This is a genomic window from Nocardia mangyaensis (genome assembly GCF_001886715.1).
In the GTDB taxonomy this organism is placed as follows: Bacteria; Actinomycetota; Actinomycetes; order Mycobacteriales; family Mycobacteriaceae; genus Nocardia; species Nocardia mangyaensis.
The window spans coordinates 4310515-4329165 of sequence record NZ_CP018082.1; the positions used below are offsets into that span (position 1 = coordinate 4310515).

Sequence of the window (18651 nt, forward strand, 5' to 3'; positions counted from 1 at the left end):
GACAATGTGGATTCTTCACCGACGCCCGACGCGGCTGGGATTTCCAGACCAGGGCGTGCGCCCATCCGGAAGCGGCACTGATCGTGTCACGGGCCTCTGGCACCAAGCCCTGCGCTGCCGGTGACCGCGACTTCGAATACAAGGTCCGCAAACGCAAATCCAGCAGCACCGACGAATACGTGTGCACCCAACTCAACGCGAAGGTCGGTGACTGCTTCAACAACCCGCGGCATGTGAACGCCCACCTGGACCGCCTGCGCAAGGTGCCGTGCGGGACCGGCGCCTACGAGGTCGACACGCGGCTCGCGGCCGATGACATCAAGGTCTGCGACGAATCGGCGAAGAAGTTTCGGGACACCGAGGAGGTGCGGTTCGTCGTGCCGCCGGTCTCGTACTGCCTGCACAAGATCGGCGCCTGAAACGGCGAAAGCCGCACATCCGCCGGGGATGTGCGGCTGACCCGAAAGGTCACGCCGAGACGGTGATCTCCCATTCGTAGATCGTGAGTTCCGAGGCGCCAGTGGTGTGCAGCGGGTCGGAGTGCGCGACAGCCGTTGCGGCATCGAGGCTTTCGGCCAGCACCACATAGGCGCCGCCGGTACCGTCGGTGAATCGGCCGCTCTCCTGCAACTGCCCCTTGGCGAGGAGTTCCTGCAGGAACGCGCGATGTGGCTCGACGACGGACTGGTCGAAGTTCGGGGCGCGCATCACCATGACGAGGTACTTGTTCGCCACGGTTCAGGACTCCGGTTCCGGACGCGGGGCCCGGGTGGCCGCGGCGGCGGCACGGACCTGCGGCGCCACCTGCACGACCTGGCCGAGCACGCCGTTCACGAACGACGGCGAGTCGTCGGTGGACAGCTCCTTGGCCAGCTCCACCGCCTCGTCGACTGCGACGACCGGCGGAACATCGTTGGCGTGGAACAACTCCCACACCGCGATCCGCAAGATCGCCCGGTCGACGGCGGGCAGTCGCTGCAGGGTCCAGTCCTGCAGGTAGGACTCGATGGTGCCGTCGACCCGGTCCAGGTCGTCGGCGACACCCTCGACCAGGGTGTTGGTGTAGGCGTGCACGGGCGCCACGCTCTGGTCGCGAGTGGCGAGCTCGGCCCGATCCGAGAGCAGGTCCGAGACGTCGACGTCGCGCGCCTCCGCCTCGAACAGCAGGTCGACAGCCCGGCGACGCGCCTTGTGGCGCGCGCCCAGCTTCTTGAACGAGCCCTTCTTCTCCGCCGAGGAATCAGCCACGATCAGGCGTTGACCCGGCCGAGGTAGCTGCCGTCGCGCGAGTCGATCTTCAGCTTGTCACCGGTGTTGATGAACAGCGGGACCTGCACCTCGGCGCCGGTCTCCAGGGTGGCCGGCTTGGTGCCGCCGGTGGAGCGGTCGCCCTGCAGGCCGATGTCGGTGTGCTGCACGAGCAGCTCGATGGTGACGGGAAGTTCGACGAACAGCGGCGCGTCCTCGTGCACGGCGACCTGCACGCCCATGTTCTCCAGCAGGAAGCGCGCACCGTCGCCGATGGTGGCCTCCGCGATGGAGATCTGGTCGTAGGTGTCACCGTCCATGAAGATGTAGTCGGTGCCGTCGTGGTACAGGTAGGTCATGTCGCGACGGTCGACGGTCGCGGTCTCGACCTTGACGCCGGCGTTGAAGGTCTTGTCGACAACCTTGCCGGACACGACGTTCTTCAGCTTGGTCCGCACGAACGCGGGGCCTTTGCCCGGCTTCACGTGCTGGAATTCGACGATCTGCTGGAGCTGACCGTCGATCTTCAGCACAAGGCCGTTCTTGAAGTCGCTGGTGTCCGCCACTGTTCTCGGATCTCCTAGTTCGTTACTGCGGTCTGGGGGCGCCGCCGTCACACGACGACGGTCAGGTCCTTGCTGGTGTGGGTGAGCAGTTCCGGGCCCCCTTCGCGGACCACGAGCGTGTCCTCGATCCGGACCCCGCCGCGGCCGGGAAGATACACACCAGGTTCGACGGTCACCGCCACGCCAGCAAGAAGTGTACCGGTACTCGTTTTCGCGACTCCGGGCGCTTCGTGGATCCGCAGTCCGACCCCGTGTCCGAGCCCGTGCACGAACTGCGGACCGTATCCCGCGTTCTCGATGACCACCCGCGCGGCGGCGTCCACCTCGGCGGTCCCCGCGCCCGGTTTCAGCGCGTCCCGGCCCGCCTGTTGCGAGCGGGCGACCAGTTCGTAGATCTCGCGCTGCCAGTCGGCGGGCTCGCCGAGCAGCAGGGTGCGGGTCATGTCGGAGTGGTAGCCGTCGACGACCGCGCCGAAGTCGAGCTTCACGAAATCGCCGGTCGCCAGCACGGCACCGGTCGGGCGGTGATGCGGGATCGCGGAGTTCTGGCCCGTGGCGACGATGGTCTCGAACGAGATCGCCTCGGCGCCGTGTTCGAACATCGCCCACTCGAGGTCGCGGGCGACCTGACGTTCGGAGCGGCCCGGCCGCAGTTGGCCGCGCTCGAGCAGCGTCGCCAGAGCGGCGTCGGCGGCCGCGCAGGCCGCACGCAGCTGCTCGACCTCGTAGCGGTCCTTGACCATGCGCAGCTGTTCGACCAGCCCGGGGACGGGAACCAGTTGCAGCCCGGTGCGCAGCTCCTGGAACGACTTGTGCTCGGCGACGGTCACCACGTGGCTCTCGAAGCCGACCCGGCCCAGCTGCCACTCACCGGCCAACTCGATGATGCGGCGGGCGGTGGCGCGGGAAATCTCGGCCCGCAGATCGGGCACCTGGTCGGCGACCTGGGCCGAATAGCGCCCGTCGGTGCCGATGACGGTACGGTCCTCGGCGCCGCGCATGTCCCACGAGTGCACCAGCAGGATGGCATTGGAGCCGGTGAAGCCGGTCAGGTAGCGGATGTTGACCAGATCGGTCACCAGCAACGCGTCGACGCCGTTCTCCACCAGCAGGCTCCGGAGGACACCACGGCGCGCGGCGTGGTCGGGACCCGGGTAATCAGCACACATGGGTCAACGCTACCGCTCGACCTGCGACACGTCGGCACCGAGCGCCGGAGTTTTCGCACGACGATCGCAACTGGACACGACGTTGTCCACATACCGCGACGTTGTCCACAATCGCGGTCGAGGCCTCGTTTCGCCGATCGTGACCCAGCACGATCGATGCCATGACCACTGCCGCGTTCTGCCTGCTCATCGCCTGGTGCTTGCTGCTGGGCGTCATCGACATCCAGGCCCGTCGCCTGCCCAATGCCCTGACCGGGGTCGGTGCTGCCGCCGTCTTCCTCTATGCCCTGGGCACAGCGCAGTTGGGTACGGCGGTGATCGGCGCCGCCCTGTTGACCATGCCCTATCTGGTCGCCCACCTGCTCGCCCCCGCCGCGCTCGGTGCCGGTGATGTGAAGCTGGCCGTCGGGCTGGGCGCGGCCGCCGCACTGGCCGGGCCGCCGGCCTGGACGTGGGCCGCGATCGCCGCGCCGCTGCTCACCGCGGCGGCCGCGATCGTGCTGCTCGGCGGGCTCCGCCTGCGCGCGGCACTGGGCCGGACCGTGAGCCGGGTGCGACCGTCTCGACGCGTCGTTCCCCACGGGCCCGCCATGTGTCTGGCCACGGTGACCGCGATGGCGCTGGCATGACCCGCCCCACGACGCGCCGGGCCGATCACGTGGTCGTGGCCGGGTCGCGGTGACCTCACCGACCGGTTCGACGCGGCCGGATCGGGGCGGTGGCCGCCACCGCGCTGCCCGGCGTGACGCCGACGTGCCACTCGTCACGTCGGACCACGTGCCCGACTTCGCGCGTCGACATGGGAAGATGGTCGGCGTGTTGCGCTGGATAACCGCCGGAGAATCCCATGGTCCCGCTCTCGTCGCCCTCCTGGAAGGGATGGTCGCCGGAGTCGAGGTGACATCGGACGATGTCTCCGCACAGCTCGCGCGCCGTCGGCTCGGTTACGGGCGCGGCGCCCGGATGAAGTTCGAGGCCGACAAGGTCACCCTGGTCGGCGGGGTTCGCCACGGCCGCACCATGGGTGGTCCGGTCGCCATCGAGATCGCCAACTCCGAGTGGCCCAAGTGGACCGAGGTGATGTCGGCCGACCCGGTCGACGAGGCCGCACTGGCCGGCATGGCGCGCAACGCGCCGCTGACCCGTCCGCGCCCCGGCCACGCCGACTACTCGGGCATGCTCAAGTACGGCTTCGACGACGCCCGCCCCGTGCTGGAGCGGGCCAGTGCCCGCGAGACCGCGGCGCGCGTCGCCGCCGGTACCGTCGCCCGGAATTTCCTTCGCCAGGCCTTCGGTGTCGAGGTGATCTCGCACGTGATCTCGATCGGCACCGCGGCCAACACCACCGGTGTCACGCCGGGTGGGGACGATCTCGATGCCATCGATGCCAGCCCGGTCCGCGCGTTCGACGCCGAGGCAGAGGCGGCGATGATCGCCGAGATCGAGGCGGCCAAGAAGGACGGCGACACCCTCGGCGGCGTCGTCGAGGTGATCGTGGACGGCCTGCCCATCGGGCTCGGCTCGTTCACCAGCGGCGAGCAGCGGCTCGATTCGCGCCTGGCCGCCGCCCTCATGGGAATCCAGGCCATCAAGGGTGTCGAGGTGGGCGACGGATTCGAGACCGCGCGCCGCCGCGGCAGCCTCGCCCACGACGAGATGCGCCCCGGCCCCGACGGCGTGCTGCGCTCGACCAACCGCGCGGGCGGCCTCGAAGGTGGCATGACCAACGGTGAGGCGTTGCGCGTGCGCGCGGCGATGAAGCCGATCTCGACCGTGCCGCGCGCACTGTCGACTGTCGACATGTCCAGCGGCGAGGAAGCCGTCGCCATCCACCAGCGCTCCGATGTGTGCGCCGTGCCCGCGGCCGCCGTGGTCGCGGAGTCGATGGTGGCGCTCGTGGTGGCCCAGGCCGCCCTGGAGAAGTTCGGTGGCGATTCGCTGGCCGAGACCGTCGACAACATCACCAGTTACGTCAAGCGGATCGGCAGCCGCCCGCACGTGCCCGCGGACAGCCGTACGCCGTGACCGAGCAGGGGCAGGAGGGGGCCGCGGAGGACACCGACGCGGGCCCCTCATCGACGACCGTCGGCACCGGTGCCGACGGTGACGCGCGGATCGCGCCCCGAGCGCGGGCGGTCCTGGTCGGACCACCCGGGTCGGGGAAATCCACGATCGGGCGCAAGCTGGCCAGGGAACTCGGGGTCGAACTGTACGACACCGACGCCGGAATAGAAGCCGAGACCGGGCGCACCATCCCGGACATCTTCGCCACGGACGGCGAGCCGGAGTTCCGGCGGCTCGAGGAGGACGTGGTGCGCCGCGCCGTCCTCGAACACGACGGGATCGTCTCGCTCGGTGGTGGTTCGGTGCTGTCGGCGCAGACCAGGGAGGTCTTGCGCGACGCCGTCGTGGTCTACCTGGAAATCAGTGTGGCCGAAGGGCTTCGGCGCACCGGATCGAGCACTGGTCGACCGCTGCTCAACGGCACCGACCCGGGCGCCAAGTACCGCGAACTGATGCGCGTCCGGCGCCCGCTCTACCGCGAGGTCGCCACGGTGCGGGTGCGCACCGACGGGCGAAGCCCGGGCCGGGTGGTGCGGATGATCCTGGCCAAGCTCGGTCTGGAGTCGGTGCGCACCGACCTGGAGGCCGAACGGGGCGGCGCCGCAAGCGGTTCCGGCGCGGCGGGTGCGACGACCAGCAGACCTGGCATCGGCAGCAACCGGTCGAAAGCGCGTCGGCGTGCCAGGGCACGGGCCGCGGCCACACGGCGCGCGAACACCGAGCAGGCGGGTGCCGACCGAACCCGTTCGGCCACATCACGATCCGGCGGCGACGAGTCCACGACCAGCCAGTCCACCGACGCGACGTCCAGCAGCCGGGCCACCGGGCAGGCACAGGGTGAGTCCACCGGCTCACGATCAACCGGCGCCCGCCGATCCCGCCGCACCCGATCGCGCCGCGGTGGCGCACGTATCCGCTCGACCACGTCAGCGAACCGGGACGCCGACAGCCGGGCAGGCGCCCGCGCGGCGGGTGGCGAACGCACGAACACCTCCGGCGCCGACACCCCGGATCGCCCGGCGGGCAATCGCACCCGCACGTCAAAGCCCAACAGCGGCAACCGCACCGGGCCAACAGAAACCAGCGGCGAAAACCGTGCAGGCGCGTCAAAGGCCAGCGGCGAAAACCGCACCAGCACATCGGAACCGGGCGGCGGCAACCGCACCGGTTCGAATCAACCCGACACCGACCGTTCCGACACCCAGGGTGATCGAGCGCGTCGCGGCAGGCCGCGCCACCGCAGCGGTCGACGCAAGACCAACGACCAGAAAGAATCGGAGCAGCGCACGTGACAGAGCCGTCCACCATTCAGGTCCGCACCGCCGACCCGTACCCGGTGATCATCGGACGCGGGCTGCTCGGCGATCTCGTCGAGTCGGTCACCGCGGGCAACGCCGTGCGGACCGTGGCGATCTTCCATCAGCCGCCGCTGGCCGAGACCGCCGAGGCGGTGCGAAAGGCGTTGGCCGACACCGGTGTCGACGCGCATCGGATCGAGATCCCCGATGCCGAGGACGGCAAGGATCTGGCCGTGGCCGGGTTCTGCTGGGAGGTGCTCGGACGGATCGGGCTGACCCGCAACGACGCCGTGGTGAGCCTCGGCGGTGGCGCGGCCACCGATCTGGCCGGGTTCGTGGCCGCCACCTGGATGCGCGGAGTGCGCATCGTGCACGTGCCGACCACGCTGCTGGCGATGGTCGACGCGGCGGTCGGCGGCAAGACCGGCATCAACACCGAGGCGGGCAAGAACCTCGTCGGCAGCTTCCACGAGCCCAGCGCCGTGCTGGTCGATCTGGTGACACTGGAGACGGTGCCGCGCAACGAGATCGTCGCCGGCATGGCCGAGATCATCAAGGCGGGTTTCATCGCCGATCCGGTGATCCTGGATCTCATCGAGCGCGACCCCGAGGCCGCGCTCGACCCCACCGGTGAGGTGCTGCCCGAACTGATCCGGCGCGCCATCCAGGTCAAGGCCGACGTGGTCGCCGCCGATCTCAAGGAATCCAACCTCCGCGAGATCCTGAATTACGGGCACACCCTCGGGCATGCCGTCGAGCGGCGCGAGCGCTACCGCTGGCGCCATGGCGCCGCGGTCTCGGTCGGCCTGATGTTCGCCGCCGAGCTGGGCCGCCTGGCCGGGCGGCTCGACGATGCCACCGCCGACCGGCACCGCAGCATCCTGGAAAGCGTCGGCCTGCCGGTCAGCTACGACGCCGACGCGCTGCCGCAGCTGATGGACGCCATGCAGACCGACAAGAAGACCCGTTCCGGCGTGCTGCGATTCGTCATCCTCGACGGCCTCGCCAAGCCGGGTCGGCTCGAGGGCCCTGACCCGAGCCTGCTGGCGGCCGCCTATTCGGCGATCGCTCGTGAGGACAAGCCGGGCGGCGGCGCGATCCTGCTCTGAGCAGGGCTCCTGGTCCCGTCGACGGTGACGTCGGCGTCGGCACTGGTACCTCGGCGCCGCGTGGTCGGCTCGATACGGTGTAGCCGGTCGGTGCGCGGCGTACGTCGAAACGCGTACCTGCATCGGGCATTTCGGCTGACGCGGCGACCCCGGGCATGAACCTACCGTCGAGACATGACACGACATTGGCTCACGCTCGGGATCCCCGCGGTGTACGCGTGGATCGCGGCGGTGGCGTTCAGCGCCATCGCCGTGGAAACGATCATCATCTACCCCAACGTCTTTCACGATGTTCCCGCGTCGCTGGGCGAGGCGTCGGCCTTCTTCGAGGTGACCGGGCCTGCCGACTTCTTCCGTCCGCTGGGCGCGGCGACCATCGTCGCGGCGGTGGCGAGCACGGTGCTGGTGTGGCGGGTGCGGGCGGCACGCTGGTGGATCGTCGGGAGCCTGCTGACCCTGATCTTCGGGGAGTTCCTGTTCTCCGCCCTGTACTTCTGGCCGCGCAACGAAATGATGTTCACCGAGGGCGCCGCGGTGCACTCGAGCGAGGTACTGCGGCGCGCCGCGACCGAGTTCGAGACCGGTCACCGGGGCAGGCTGGCGATGAGCGCCGTCACCGCCGGTGCCGCGTTCGTCGGATTCCTGCGGGTGTATCGCGATCGGTTGGTGCGCGCATGAACTCGGTGGCGTCCACGCGCACGTTCGGCGTCCCCCTCACGACGGTGTGCGGGCTGGCCCTGCTCGGCATCCCCCGGGTGATCGCGCACGATCTGGACCTGGTCGGGCCTACCGTCAACACGGTGCTGGTTTTCGCGCCCTTCGCCGCCTGGGTGGGCTACATGTGGTGGCGCCGGGTCTCCGACGCGTTCCGTGCGCTGCTCGCCGTCGGCGCCTGCTACGGCGTATCGCTGGCGGTCACGCACCAGATCCTGTGGACCATGGCGTTCGACGACCCGCCCCGGCTCGGTGGCACCCTGGAAGGGCAGCTCTCACCGGTGGTCGAGGACGTGGTCCTGCGCGTCTTCTCCGTTGGCAGCAGCTTGGTGACCGGAGTGCTCGTCGGCGCGGTGACCGGCGCGATCGCCTGGGTGCTCATCCGTACAACAGACCGACATCGACCCCGGTGAAGGGTTCGTCCGAACGAACGGACCCGGACAGGAGATCGCGCATCCTGATCACGGACCGGAACAGAAGCCGGAAACGGCTCGTCCAAACGCGCGGACACGCACCCGGGACCCGGTGGGCATCCTGATCATGGACAAGGCGCGGGCCCAGTGACCACGCATCCGAGCCGCCGGATGTGCGACCCGAACACCACGCTTCGAGACGACGGACGGGTGCGTCAGCCGATGTGCGGCCGGCCCGAGGACGAAGGGAGGGGCGGTGTCGCCCATGTTTGCCACCGAACGGGGGCAGCGAGCCGTCGATCTCGCCCTTGCCGCGGCGACCTTCGTGGTGGTCGGTACCGCCATCACCGCGCGCGTCGGCTCGGACTCGGTCGACCCGGCCGCGTACGCGTTCGGCGCGTTGTTCGCCGGTGCGATGCTGGTGCGTCGACGCTGGCCGGTCGCCACGCTGGTCGTCTCGGCCGCCGCGCTGCCTATCTACTACATGCTCGACTATCCGCCGATCGGACTCGCGTTGCCGGTCGCCGCCGCGCTGTTCTCCGCGGCCGAGCGCGGCAGACCGGGCTGGGCAATCGGGATCGCCGTCGCGCTCCTGGCGATCTCGACGGGCGTGCGGGTCATCCACGGTGACGACCTGGGATTCGTCCTCGGCTTGGAACTGCCGACCTCGGCCGCGCTGATGACCGCGATGATCGCCCTGGGTGATGGGGTGCGGGCCCGCCGGGGCTGGCGCGCCGAGACCGAGCAGCGCGCGCGTGCGGCTGCGGCCGAACGCGACCGCGCGCTGGCGGGGCGCATCGAGCAGGAGCGATTGCGCATCGCCCGCGATCTGCACGATCTGCTCGCCCACACCGTCTCGGTGATCGCGCTGCACACCGATGTGGCGCGCGAATCGCTGCGCGACGACCCTGACACCGCGGCCCAGTCGCTCGCCGCGGCGCGAGCCGCCTGCCGGGAAGCGAACAGTGAGCTACGCGCGACCGTCGCCGCCCTGCGCGCCGACAGCACGACCGAACCGCCGACACCGAACCTGGACCGAGTGGGTGGTCTCATCGCCGCCACCGAGGCCGCCGGTCTCATCGTGACGCTCACCCACTCTCCCGCGACCGGCACCCTGCCCGCCATCGTCGACCTCACCGCCTACCGGGTGGTCCAGGAATCATTGAGCAATGTCCTGCGCCACGCCGCCGCGCACACGGTCGACATCGAGATCGACCGAGCCGACACCGATCTGGTGGTCCGCGTGGCCGACGACGGCGTCGGCGCAGCGTCCGAAACCGCCGACAGCGGATGGGGCATCATCGGCATGCGGGAACGGGTGACGCTGCTCGGCGGCACCTTGCACGCCGGACCGGGCCAGACAGGAGGATTTGTGGTGGAGGCACGAATTCCGGCGCGAGGCACCACGTGATCCGAGTGGTGGTGGTCGACGACCAACAGTTGGTGCGCGAGGGCCTACGGGCCTTGCTCGACCGCGCCGACGACATCGGTGTGGTGGGGATGGCCGGTTCCGGCCGCGCGGGAGTCGATCTGGTGACACGTACCCGACCCGATGTCGTGCTGATGGACATCCGTATGCCCGACGGCGACGGCCTGACCGCGACCCAGCGCATCGTCGCCGACCTCGCGCTTCGTGATGTCCGGGTCGTCGTGCTCACCACCTTCGACACCGACGACAACGTGCTGGCGGCGATGCGCGCGGGCGCATCCGGATTCCTGCTCAAGGACACCGACCCACAGGAGTTGCGCGCCGCGATCAGGATCGTCGCGGGTGGCGACGCACTCCTGTCTCCCGCGGTCACCCGCCGGGTCATGCGCGCGGCCGCCAGGGGACCCGATCCGCAAACCGCCGAGCTGTTGAGTCCACTGACTCCACGCGAACGCGAGGTGCTGGCCGAGGTCGGCCACGGCCGTTCCAATGCCGAGATCGCCGCGGCGCTGTCGATGAGTCCAGCGACAGCACGCACCCATGTCGGCCGTCTACTGACCAAACTCGACGCCCGCGACCGACCCCAACTGGTGCGACTCGCCTATGAGACCGGCTTGATCACCCCAGGTCGACCGTGAGTGGCCGACCCACACCCCACCCCGCGGGCTACTGCGCGGGAGCGAGTACCGGTTCGCTCGCAGTCGCGGCAGGGGCTTTCGCGGGCCGTCCGGAGCGGGCGTGCCCGTAGCCAACACCGGCGAGTGCGGGCAGGAAGATCAGCAGCATGATGAACGACGCCGCGGAGGTCAGCTCGAAGAGCGCGCCGGCGTCGCCGAGTTCGATACCGGGGACGTAGTCGAGGATCAGGCACACCGCCCCGCTGCCGAGGCCGGCGGCGATACCGGCGGCGAGCCAGCGGACCGTGAGATCAGTGCCGGATGTCGAGCGGGCATCGCGTACGCCCCAGACGACGGCGACGGCGACGATCGCGACGAGGCAGACCGCCCGCCACAGTGTGCCGTAGGTCGGCAGTGACCCCATCAGCAGACCGAGCAGAACCCGCAGCACGACGACCAACGCGCCGAGACCGACGGCTCGTAACACCCAAGCGCTCATGGGCAACACCTTAGCCCGGCAAAACTAGAACCGGTGTCAATTCTGCGGATCGGATGATCACCGCGGCCGCGTCGGCGGTGCTGACACAGAGCCGAGCACGTCACGGCACCCACAGGTCGTACCTGCCGCTGCCGTCACCGCGCGGTACGCATTGCGCCCGATCGCTCCACAGCGGACCGTCCTTCAGACAGCTCGCCAGCGTGACGTTCGATGCCGACGGTACACAACGGAACCCCCACGTCGGCTGCGCCGAGGCGCAGCCACTCTGCGCCGCCGCCGATCCACCCACAACGATCGCCGACGCGGCGACCGACAACACGACGAACCCGATTCGACCGAACACGAGCCCACCCCTCCCCTAGGTTGCGTTGGGCACCAGGGTAATACGGCGAGCACCGCCGCGAAAGGGGTCAGTCGAGCGCGGCCGCCATCGCCGCACGCGGTGCCGGCTGCCCGGTGAACAGCTCGACCTGCCCGAACGCCTGGTTCAACAGCATCTGCAGCCCACTGACCACCGTGTGTCCGGCCGCCTCGACCGCATGGGCCAGCGGTGTGGGCCACGGGTTGTAAATGGCGTCGAGGACCACCGGCGCCGCCGACACCGGAGCCGCGAGCGCAGCGGCGGCCTCGGCGGGCACCGTGCTGACCACGGCTCCCGCGCGCGCACACACGGCGGCGAGGGGCTCCGCATCGAAACCGATCGTCGACACGGCCATGCCCAACCGCTCGGCGAGCTCGAGCGCACCACGCGCGCGGCCGGCATCGCGCGCGACCACGGTCACCGACTCCGCGCCCAGCTCCGACAGAGCGAGCAGGGCGGGCCGTGCGGTGCCACCCGCACCGAGGACCACACCCTCGCGGACCCGGTCGACACCACCACCACGAAGCGCGCCGAGCACGCCGTCCACATCGGTGCAGTCGGCCAGCCAGCCGGCCTCGGTCCGAACCAGGGTGTTGGCGGAACCGACCAGCACGGCCCGATCGGTGCGCACGTCCGCGTGGGCCAGCGCGGCTTCCTTGCCGGGCATCGTCACCGACAGTCCCACCCATTCCGGGCCGAGCCCGTCGACCAGCCCGGGCAGCTGTTCGGCCGAGCACTCGATGCGCTCATAGCTCCAGTTCAACCCGAGCGCGCGGTAGGCGGCCAGGTGCAGCTGGGGCGAGCGGGAGTGCGCGATCGGCTTGCCGAGCACCGCCGCTTTGCGCGCCTCAGCCACCGTAGGGCCGGGAGCTGTCGAGGATGCCGCTGCGCTGTGCCTGCGCGACCAGTCGCAGGTGCTCCTGATAGTTGTCGGTGAACAGGGTGGTGCCGTCGTTGTCGACGGTGACGAAGTACAGCCACTCGCCGGGTTCGGGGTTCTCCATGGCCTGCAGGGCCTGCAGGGAGGGTGCGGCGATCGGCGTCACGGGCAGGCCGTACATCGCGTAGGTGTTCCACGCGGTGACCCGGGCACGGTCGGCGTTGGTGGTCGCCACCTCGGTGGTGTCGAGGGTGTAGTTCACCGTCGAGTCGAACTGCAGCATCTGTTCGACCTTCAGGCGGTTCGCGATCACCCTGGCCACTTTGCTCATGTCCTGGGGCTTGGCCTCACGCTCCACCAGGGAGGCGGCGACCAGGGTCTCATACGGGGTCAGGCCCGTGGTGGCGCCCGACTGCAGCAGGCCGGTCGATTCGTAGCGCTGCACACTCGCGGTGATCAGCTGCCGCAAGATCTGCTCCGGTGTGCCGCTCGGATCGAAATCCCATGTCCCCGCCGCGATCAGGCCCTCCAGCTGCCTGGTCCGGTCCGGGGAGTCGCGCACGCCCTGCATCGCCCATTCGGGTACGCCGAGCGCGGCCAGGTCCGGACTCGCGCCCGCGGCGTCGAGCTGCTCGTAGGTCACACACTTGCGTTCCTCGCCGAAGCAGCTGGCCTGCGCGATCTTTCGGTAGATGCCCTCGTATCGGCCGCCGGTGCCCACGTCGTGCTTGTCGTGCAGCAACCGGCCCTCGGACACGGTCACGTTCCCGACCCGCGACTTCCCGCCGACCAGCGTGGCGACGGCGTCGGCGGCGGGGCTGTTCACGCCGACCGCGTAGAAGCCGGGCTGCACGCTGTTCATCGACGAATTCCGCACCGCCGCTTCGTAGAACGCCGCCGAGCTGGCGACCACGCCCTTGTCTTTCATCTCCGTGGCGATCTGTGAGGCGGTGTCGCCCGGATGCACCGCGACCACGACGAGCGCGCCGGGCGGACCGGCGAAATCCTCGGCCGGGGTCAGTCGGCCCATCAGCTTGTACCCGGCGAATCCGGCCACCGAGACGAACAGCAGCACGAACACCCCGGCCACGACCCACAGATTGCGACGGCGCCGTTTACGCTCGGCCGCCTTACGCGAGGCGATCCGCGACCGTTCGCCGCGTCCCGACGAGCCCGCCTTGGCGCGACCGCCACGTTCACCCGCAGCCGCCTTGGCGCGTCCGCCCCGTTCATCCGGCGGCCGACCGGCGGCCGGGCGCTGCCCTACGCGACGCGGCGGTGCGGCCGGTTCCGGCTCGGGTTGTTCGACGAACGCGTCGGCTTCCTCGTCATAGCGCGGGATGACATCGGTGCCGTAATCGTCGTCGTCCCAGCCGACGGGCTCGCCCGCCTGCTGTTCGTCGCCGTGCGCCGCGCGGGCATCGAGGCCCCAGTCGTCGCGCCGGGGGTAGCGCCGATCAGCTTCCCGCGCCCGGTAGCGTTCCTCGGCCCTCGCCCATCGGTCGGTCATGCATCATCTCCGACCACACTCGCCGCGTCTGCTGCGTGCTTCAACACCGAACTCCGCTCGTCCAACCATCCTTGCAGAATCGACACGGCTGCCGCCTGATCGATCACCTGCCGCTGGCCACGTGCTCGAACTCCGCTGTCGCGCAGCGCACGTGCAGCAGACACCGTAGTCAAACGTTCGTCGGAAAGGCGCACCGGAATCGGGTCGATCACCCGGCGCAACTGCCGGGCAAATTTCCTGGCGATACCGGCCGCACTACCGTTCTCACCGCGCAATGTGCGTGGCAGACCGACGATAACCTCCACCGCCTCGTATTCCAGCACAATGTCGGCAATTCTGGCGATGTCGGCGGGTGGACCGGCCGCGCGCGCACCGGACTTGGCACGCGCGACCGTCTCCACGGGGGTGGCGAGGATCCCGTCGGGGTCGCTCGAGGCCACCCCGATCCGGACACTGCCGACGTCGATCGCGATCCGGCGCCCCCGGCCCGGGTCGGTCGCCGGATCCGGCCGGTCGGCCGGGTCCTGCTCAGGTGATCCAGCGGTCTCCGGCATCAGGCGGCGAGTTCGGCCACCTGGGCACGGACCGCGGCCAGACCGGCCGGGATACCCGACGGATCCGAGCCGGAGCCCTGGGCCATCTCCGGTTTGCCACCGCCGCGACCGGCGATGCTGGGACCGAAGCCGGCGACCAGATCACCGGCCTTGAAACCGAGGTCCTGGGCCGCCTTGTTGACGGTCACCACGAACGGCGCCTTGCCGTCGGCATTGCCGAGCAGCACGACCACGGCGGGCTCACCGGCGAAGCGGCCCCGGATGTCGGTGGCCAGGGTGCGCAGATCGCCCGCGTTGACGCCCTCGGGCGCGGCGGCGGCGACCAGCAGCACCGAGCCGACCCGCTCGGCCTGGTCGACGAACGTGCCCGCCGAGGACAGCACCGCGGCGATCTTGGTGCGCTCGAGTTCCTTCTCAGCCACCTTGAGCCGCTCCACGAGCTGCTCCACCCGCGCGGGCACCTCGTCGGAGGGCACCTTCAGCGAAGACGCCACACCGGCCAGCAGCGCCCGCTCCTTGGCCAGGTACTTGTAGGAGTCCAGGCCGACGAAGGCCTCGACGCGCCGCACCCCCGAACCGATCGAGGATTCGCCGAGCAGGGTGATCGGGCCGATCTGCGAGGAGTGCTCGACGTGGGTGCCGCCGCACAGCTCCATCGAGAACGGGCCGCCGATCTCCACGACGCGCACCTCGTCGCCGTAGTTCTCGCCGAACAGCGCCATCGCGCCCATTTCCTTGGCCTTGGGCAGGTCGGTGACGAAGGTGTTCACCGGGAAGTCCGCGCCGACGGCGTCGTTGGAGACGGCCTCGATGTCGGCCTTCTGGGCCTCGCTCAGCGCACCCTGCCAGTTGAAGTCGAAGCGCAGGTAGCCCGGCTTGTTCAGCGAACCGGCCTGCACGGCGTTGGGGCCGAGGATCTGGCGCAGCGCGGCATGCACCATGTGCGTGCCGGAGTGGCCCTGGGTGGCGCCACGACGCCAGGCCGGGTCGGCCTGGGCGAGCACCACATCACCTTCGGTGATCTGCCCCTGCTCGACAGTGGCCTTGTGCACCCAGACCTTCTTGGCGATCTTCTGGACGTCGTTGACGCGCAGCTTCAGCCCCGAGGCGGTGATGGTGCCGCGGTCGGCGATCTGGCCGCCGGACTCGGCGTAGAGCGGGCTGCGGTCGAGGATGACCTCGACATCGGAACCGGCCTGCGCGACGGGTACCCGGACACCGTCGGCGATCAGGGCCAGCACCTGCGCCTCGGAGGTGAGCTCGTCGAAACCGGTGAACTCGGTGGCGCCGCGGTCGACCAGTTCCTTGTAGACGGTCAGGTCGGCGTGGGCGTGCTTGCGGGCCTGGGCGTCGTCCTTGGCGCGCTTGCGCTGCTCGGCCATGAGCGAGCGGAACCCGTCCTCGTCCACCGAAAGACCCGCCTCGGCCGCCATTTCGAGGGTGAGGTCGATCGGGAAGCCGTAGGTGTCGTGCAGGGCGAAGGCGTCCGAGCCCGCGATCTGCTTGCCGCCCTTGGACTTCACCGCGGAGGCGGCATTGTCGAAGAGGGTCTCACCGGTGTTGAGCGTCTTGAGGAAGGCGGTCTCCTCGCCGACCGCGACGGTCTCGATGCGGGAGAAGTCGGTGGCCAGCTCGGGGTAGGACGGGGCCATCAGCTCGGAGACGACCTTCATCAACTCGGCCATCACCGGCTTCTCGGCGCCCAGCAAACGGGCCGAGCGCACGATGCGGCGCAGCAGCCGACGCAGGACGTAGCCGCGGCCGTCGTTGCCGGGGTTCACGCCGTCGACGATGAGCATCGCGCCGGTGCGGGCGTGGTCGGCGATGACCCGGAAGCGGACATCGTCGGTGTGGTCGACACCGTAGGAGCGGCCGGTGAGCTGCTCGGCCTTGTCGATGATCGGGCGCATCAGGTCGGTCTCGTAGACGTTGTCCACGCCCTGGAGCAGGAAGGCCACGCGCTCGACGCCCATACCGGTGTCGATGTTCTGCTTGGGCAGCGGGCCGAGGATCTCGAAGTTGTCCTTGCCGATGCCCTCGCCGCGCTCGTTCTGCATGAACACGAGATTCCAGATCTCGATGTAGCGGTCCTCGTCGGCCTCGGGGCCGCCCTCGACACCGTATTCGGGGCCACGGTCGTAGTAGATCTCCGAACACGGGCCGCACGGTCCGGGGATACCCATCGACCAGTAGTTGTCGGCCATGCCACGACGCTGGATGCGGTCGGCGGGGACGCCCACCTCGAGCCACATCCGCTCGGCCTCGTCGTCATCGAGATAGACGGTGACCCATAGGCGCTCGGGATCGAAGCCGTAGCCACCCGCTTCGACGCTGTCGGTGAGCAGCGTCCAGGCGAGAGTGATCGCCTCGCGCTTGAAGTAGTCACCGAAGCTGAAATTGCCCGCCATCTGGAAGAAGGTGTTGTGGCGGGTGGTGATGCCGACGTTCTCGATGTCGAGGGTGCGCACGCACTTCTGCACGCTGGTCGCGGTCGCGTACGGCGGGGTCTGCTGACCGAGGAAGTACGGCACGAACTGGACCATGCCTGCGTTGACGAACAGCAGGTTGGGGTCGGCCAGGATCAGCGAGGCACTGGGTACCTCGGTGTGTCCGGCACGGACGAAATGGTCCAGGAAACGCCGTCTAATCTCGTGGGTCTGCACAGCTGACCAGCCTACCGTCTGCATTCCACCGGTTTTGCGCCGAGGGCGGTGCTCGCGGTGTACCGGTGGCTACTTTTCGCGGATGATGCGGCGCAGCTTGCCCACCCGCGGGCCGACCTCACGTTCGAAGCCATGGTCGGTGGGCTCGTAGTAGTCGGTGCCGACCAGCTCGTCGGGCGGATATTGCTGGGCCAGCACGCCGTCGCGGGACTTGTGCGGGAACTGGTAGCCCTTGGCATTGCCGAGGGCGGCCGCGCCCGCGTAGTGCCCGTCGCGCAGGTGTGGCGGGACCGCACCCGCCTTTCCCGCGGTGATGTCGGCCATGGCGGCGGCCAGCGCCGAGGTGACCGCACCGGACTTCGGCGCGGTGGCGAGGTGGATCGTGGCCTGGGCCAGGGCGAGTTGCGCCTCGGGCAGGCCGACCAGCTGGACGACCTGCGCGGCGGCGGTGGCGGTCTGCAGGGCGGTCGGATCGGCCATGCCGACGTCCTCGCTGGCGTGGATCATCAAGCGGCGGGCGATGAATCGCGGATCCTCGCCCGCGGTGAGCATCCGGGCCAGGTAGTGCAGGGCGGCGTCGACGTCGGAACCGCGGATGGACTTGATGAAGGCGCTGATCACGTCGTAGTGCTGATCGCCTGCCCGGTCGTAGCGGACCGCGGCCTTGTCGACACTGGCCTCGACCAGTTCGACGTCGACCGTGCCGTCGAGGGACGACTCGGCCGAGGCCTCCAGCGCGGTCAGCGCGCGGCGCGCGTCACCGCCGGCGATGCGCACGAGGTGGTCGAGGGCCTCCTCGGTGACGGTGTAGTCCCCGGCGAGCCCGCGCGGATCGGCGATGGCGCGGTCGAGCACCGCGCGGATGTCGTCGACGGTGAGCGATTGCAGTTGCAACACCAGCGAGCGCGACAGCAGCGGCGAGACCACCGAGAAGGAGGGGTTCTCGGTGGTCGCGCCGACGAGCAGCACGATCCGGTTCTCCACGGCGGCCAGCAGCGCGTCCTGCTGGGTCTTGGAGAATCGGTGCACCTCGTCGATGAACAGGACGGTCTGCTCCCCCACCGTCAGGCGGCGCCGGGCCACCTCGATGACGGCGCGGACCTCCTTGACCCCGGCCGAGAGCGCCGAGAGCGCCTCGAACCGGCGCCCGGTGGCCTGCGACAGCAGCGATGCCAGCGTGGTCTTGCCGGTGCCGGGCGGACCGTAGAGCAGCACCGAGGCCGCGCCGGAGCCCTCGACGAGCCTGCGCAGCGGCGAACCCGGACCGAGCAGATGCTGCTGACCGATCACCTCGTCGAGCGAGGTGGGCCGCATCCGGACCGCGAGCGGGGCGCCGGGATCGCGTCGGACCACCGCGTCGAGCCCGCGGTCGGGCTCGACGGGTTCTCCTGGCACCTCGAACAGCTGATCGCTCACGTCGAGCAGGGTACCGACACCGTCGGACATCATCGGTCGACGCCGGACAATGCCCAGCCGACGTCAGCTCCGCCGGACAAGCTCGGGCACACCGTCGGGGAAGGCCACGGCCGCGGCTGCGCCACCCGGTCGGTGATCCGT

General features: G+C 69.7%; 18 protein-coding genes and 1 pseudogene. 9 read left to right on the forward strand and 10 right to left on the reverse strand.

What is annotated here, in order from left to right; all coding sequences use genetic code 11:
- Nucleotides 1-83 precede the first annotated feature (83 nt).
- Nucleotides 84-419, forward strand: coding sequence for a hypothetical protein (locus BOX37_RS19565; RefSeq protein ID WP_071928924.1), 336 nt, complete (start codon nt 84-86; stop codon nt 417-419).
- Nucleotides 420-468: 49 nt separating this feature from the next.
- On the opposite strand, the gene BOX37_RS19570 is transcribed toward BOX37_RS19565, so the two are convergent.
- From BOX37_RS19570 to BOX37_RS19585, 4 genes are read right to left on the reverse strand one after another with little or no spacing between them, the layout of a single operon-like run.
- Nucleotides 469-735, reverse strand: coding sequence for a YciI family protein (locus BOX37_RS19570; RefSeq protein WP_084759868.1), 267 nt, complete (start codon nt 733-735; stop codon nt 469-471).
- Between the two features lie 3 nt (nt 736-738).
- The gene (gene nusB, locus BOX37_RS19575) at nt 739-1248 is read right to left on the reverse strand and encodes a transcription antitermination factor NusB (RefSeq protein WP_071928925.1); all 510 of its coding nucleotides are present in this window, start codon (nt 1246-1248) and stop codon (nt 739-741) included.
- A 2-nt stretch (nt 1249-1250) separates the two neighbouring features.
- The gene (efp, locus tag BOX37_RS19580) at nt 1251-1814 is read right to left on the reverse strand and encodes an elongation factor P (protein WP_071928926.1); all 564 of its coding nucleotides are present in this window, start codon (nt 1812-1814) and stop codon (nt 1251-1253) included.
- A gap of 47 nt (nt 1815-1861) precedes the next feature.
- A complete protein-coding gene (locus tag BOX37_RS19585) occupies nt 1862-2983 on the reverse strand; it encodes an aminopeptidase P family protein (RefSeq protein WP_071928927.1) in 1122 nt (373 codons plus the stop codon).
- Between the two features lie 161 nt (nt 2984-3144).
- Between BOX37_RS19585 and BOX37_RS19590 the strand changes: the two genes are divergently transcribed.
- From BOX37_RS19590 to BOX37_RS19625, 8 genes and pseudogenes are all read left to right on the forward strand, one after another.
- Nucleotides 3145-3612: a prepilin peptidase gene (locus BOX37_RS19590; protein ID WP_071928928.1), complete on the forward strand. Its 468-nt coding sequence runs from the start codon at nt 3145-3147 to the stop codon at nt 3610-3612.
- Between the two features lie 187 nt (nt 3613-3799).
- Nucleotides 3800-5008, forward strand: coding sequence for a chorismate synthase (gene aroC / locus BOX37_RS19595; RefSeq protein ID WP_071931675.1), 1209 nt, complete (start codon nt 3800-3802; stop codon nt 5006-5008).
- Between the two features lie 89 nt (nt 5009-5097).
- Nucleotides 5098-5601, forward strand: a pseudogene (locus tag BOX37_RS35415) (shikimate kinase); the annotation flags it as partial.
- A 734-nt stretch (nt 5602-6335) separates the two neighbouring features.
- Nucleotides 6336-7454: a 3-dehydroquinate synthase gene (gene aroB / locus BOX37_RS19605; protein WP_071928930.1), complete on the forward strand. Its 1119-nt coding sequence runs from the start codon at nt 6336-6338 to the stop codon at nt 7452-7454.
- A gap of 174 nt (nt 7455-7628) precedes the next feature.
- Nucleotides 7629-8132, forward strand: a complete 504-nt coding sequence (locus BOX37_RS19610; protein ID WP_071928931.1) for a DUF1772 domain-containing protein — start codon at nt 7629-7631, stop codon at nt 8130-8132.
- Nucleotides 8129-8581 (forward strand): hypothetical protein, encoded by a 453-nt coding sequence (locus BOX37_RS19615; RefSeq protein WP_071928932.1) that lies wholly within the window; start codon nt 8129-8131, stop codon nt 8579-8581. Before BOX37_RS19610 ends, BOX37_RS19615 begins: the two co-directional genes overlap by 4 nt.
- A 265-nt stretch (nt 8582-8846) precedes the next feature.
- Nucleotides 8847-9992, forward strand: coding sequence for a sensor histidine kinase (locus BOX37_RS35420; RefSeq protein WP_071931676.1), 1146 nt, complete (start codon nt 8847-8849; stop codon nt 9990-9992).
- Entirely contained in the window at nt 9989-10648 is a 660-nt protein-coding gene (locus BOX37_RS19625; RefSeq protein ID WP_071928933.1) for a response regulator, read from the forward strand. Before BOX37_RS35420 ends, BOX37_RS19625 begins: the two co-directional genes overlap by 4 nt.
- Before the next feature lie 28 nt (nt 10649-10676).
- On the opposite strand, the gene BOX37_RS19630 is transcribed toward BOX37_RS19625, so the two are convergent.
- The 6 genes from BOX37_RS19630 to BOX37_RS19660 form a co-directional block, all read right to left on the reverse strand.
- Nucleotides 10677-11126 (reverse strand): B-4DMT family transporter, encoded by a 450-nt coding sequence (locus BOX37_RS19630; RefSeq protein WP_084759872.1) that lies wholly within the window; start codon nt 11124-11126, stop codon nt 10677-10679.
- 410 nt (nt 11127-11536) lie between these two features.
- The gene (locus BOX37_RS19640) at nt 11537-12343 is read right to left on the reverse strand and encodes a shikimate dehydrogenase (protein ID WP_071928936.1); all 807 of its coding nucleotides are present in this window, start codon (nt 12341-12343) and stop codon (nt 11537-11539) included.
- Complete coding sequence (locus BOX37_RS19645; RefSeq protein ID WP_071928937.1) at nt 12336-13877, reverse strand: endolytic transglycosylase MltG; 1542 nt, start codon at nt 13875-13877, stop codon at nt 12336-12338. Before BOX37_RS19645 ends, BOX37_RS19640 begins: the two co-directional genes overlap by 8 nt.
- Nucleotides 13874-14431, reverse strand: a complete 558-nt coding sequence (gene ruvX / locus BOX37_RS19650) for a Holliday junction resolvase RuvX (protein WP_071928938.1) — start codon at nt 14429-14431, stop codon at nt 13874-13876. The genes BOX37_RS19645 and ruvX overlap by 4 nt, the downstream gene beginning before the upstream one ends.
- On the reverse strand, nt 14431-17094 hold the full coding sequence (alaS, locus tag BOX37_RS19655; RefSeq protein ID WP_071928939.1) for an alanine--tRNA ligase: 2664 nt from the start codon (nt 17092-17094) through the stop codon (nt 14431-14433). The genes ruvX and alaS overlap by 1 nt, the downstream gene beginning before the upstream one ends.
- Nucleotides 17095-17163: 69 nt before the next feature.
- Nucleotides 17164-18540 carry a replication-associated recombination protein A gene (locus BOX37_RS19660; protein ID WP_071931677.1) on the reverse strand — a complete coding sequence of 459 codons (1377 nt, stop codon included), beginning with the start codon at nt 18538-18540 and terminating at the stop codon, nt 17164-17166.
- Nucleotides 18541-18651: the final 111 nt, after the last annotated feature.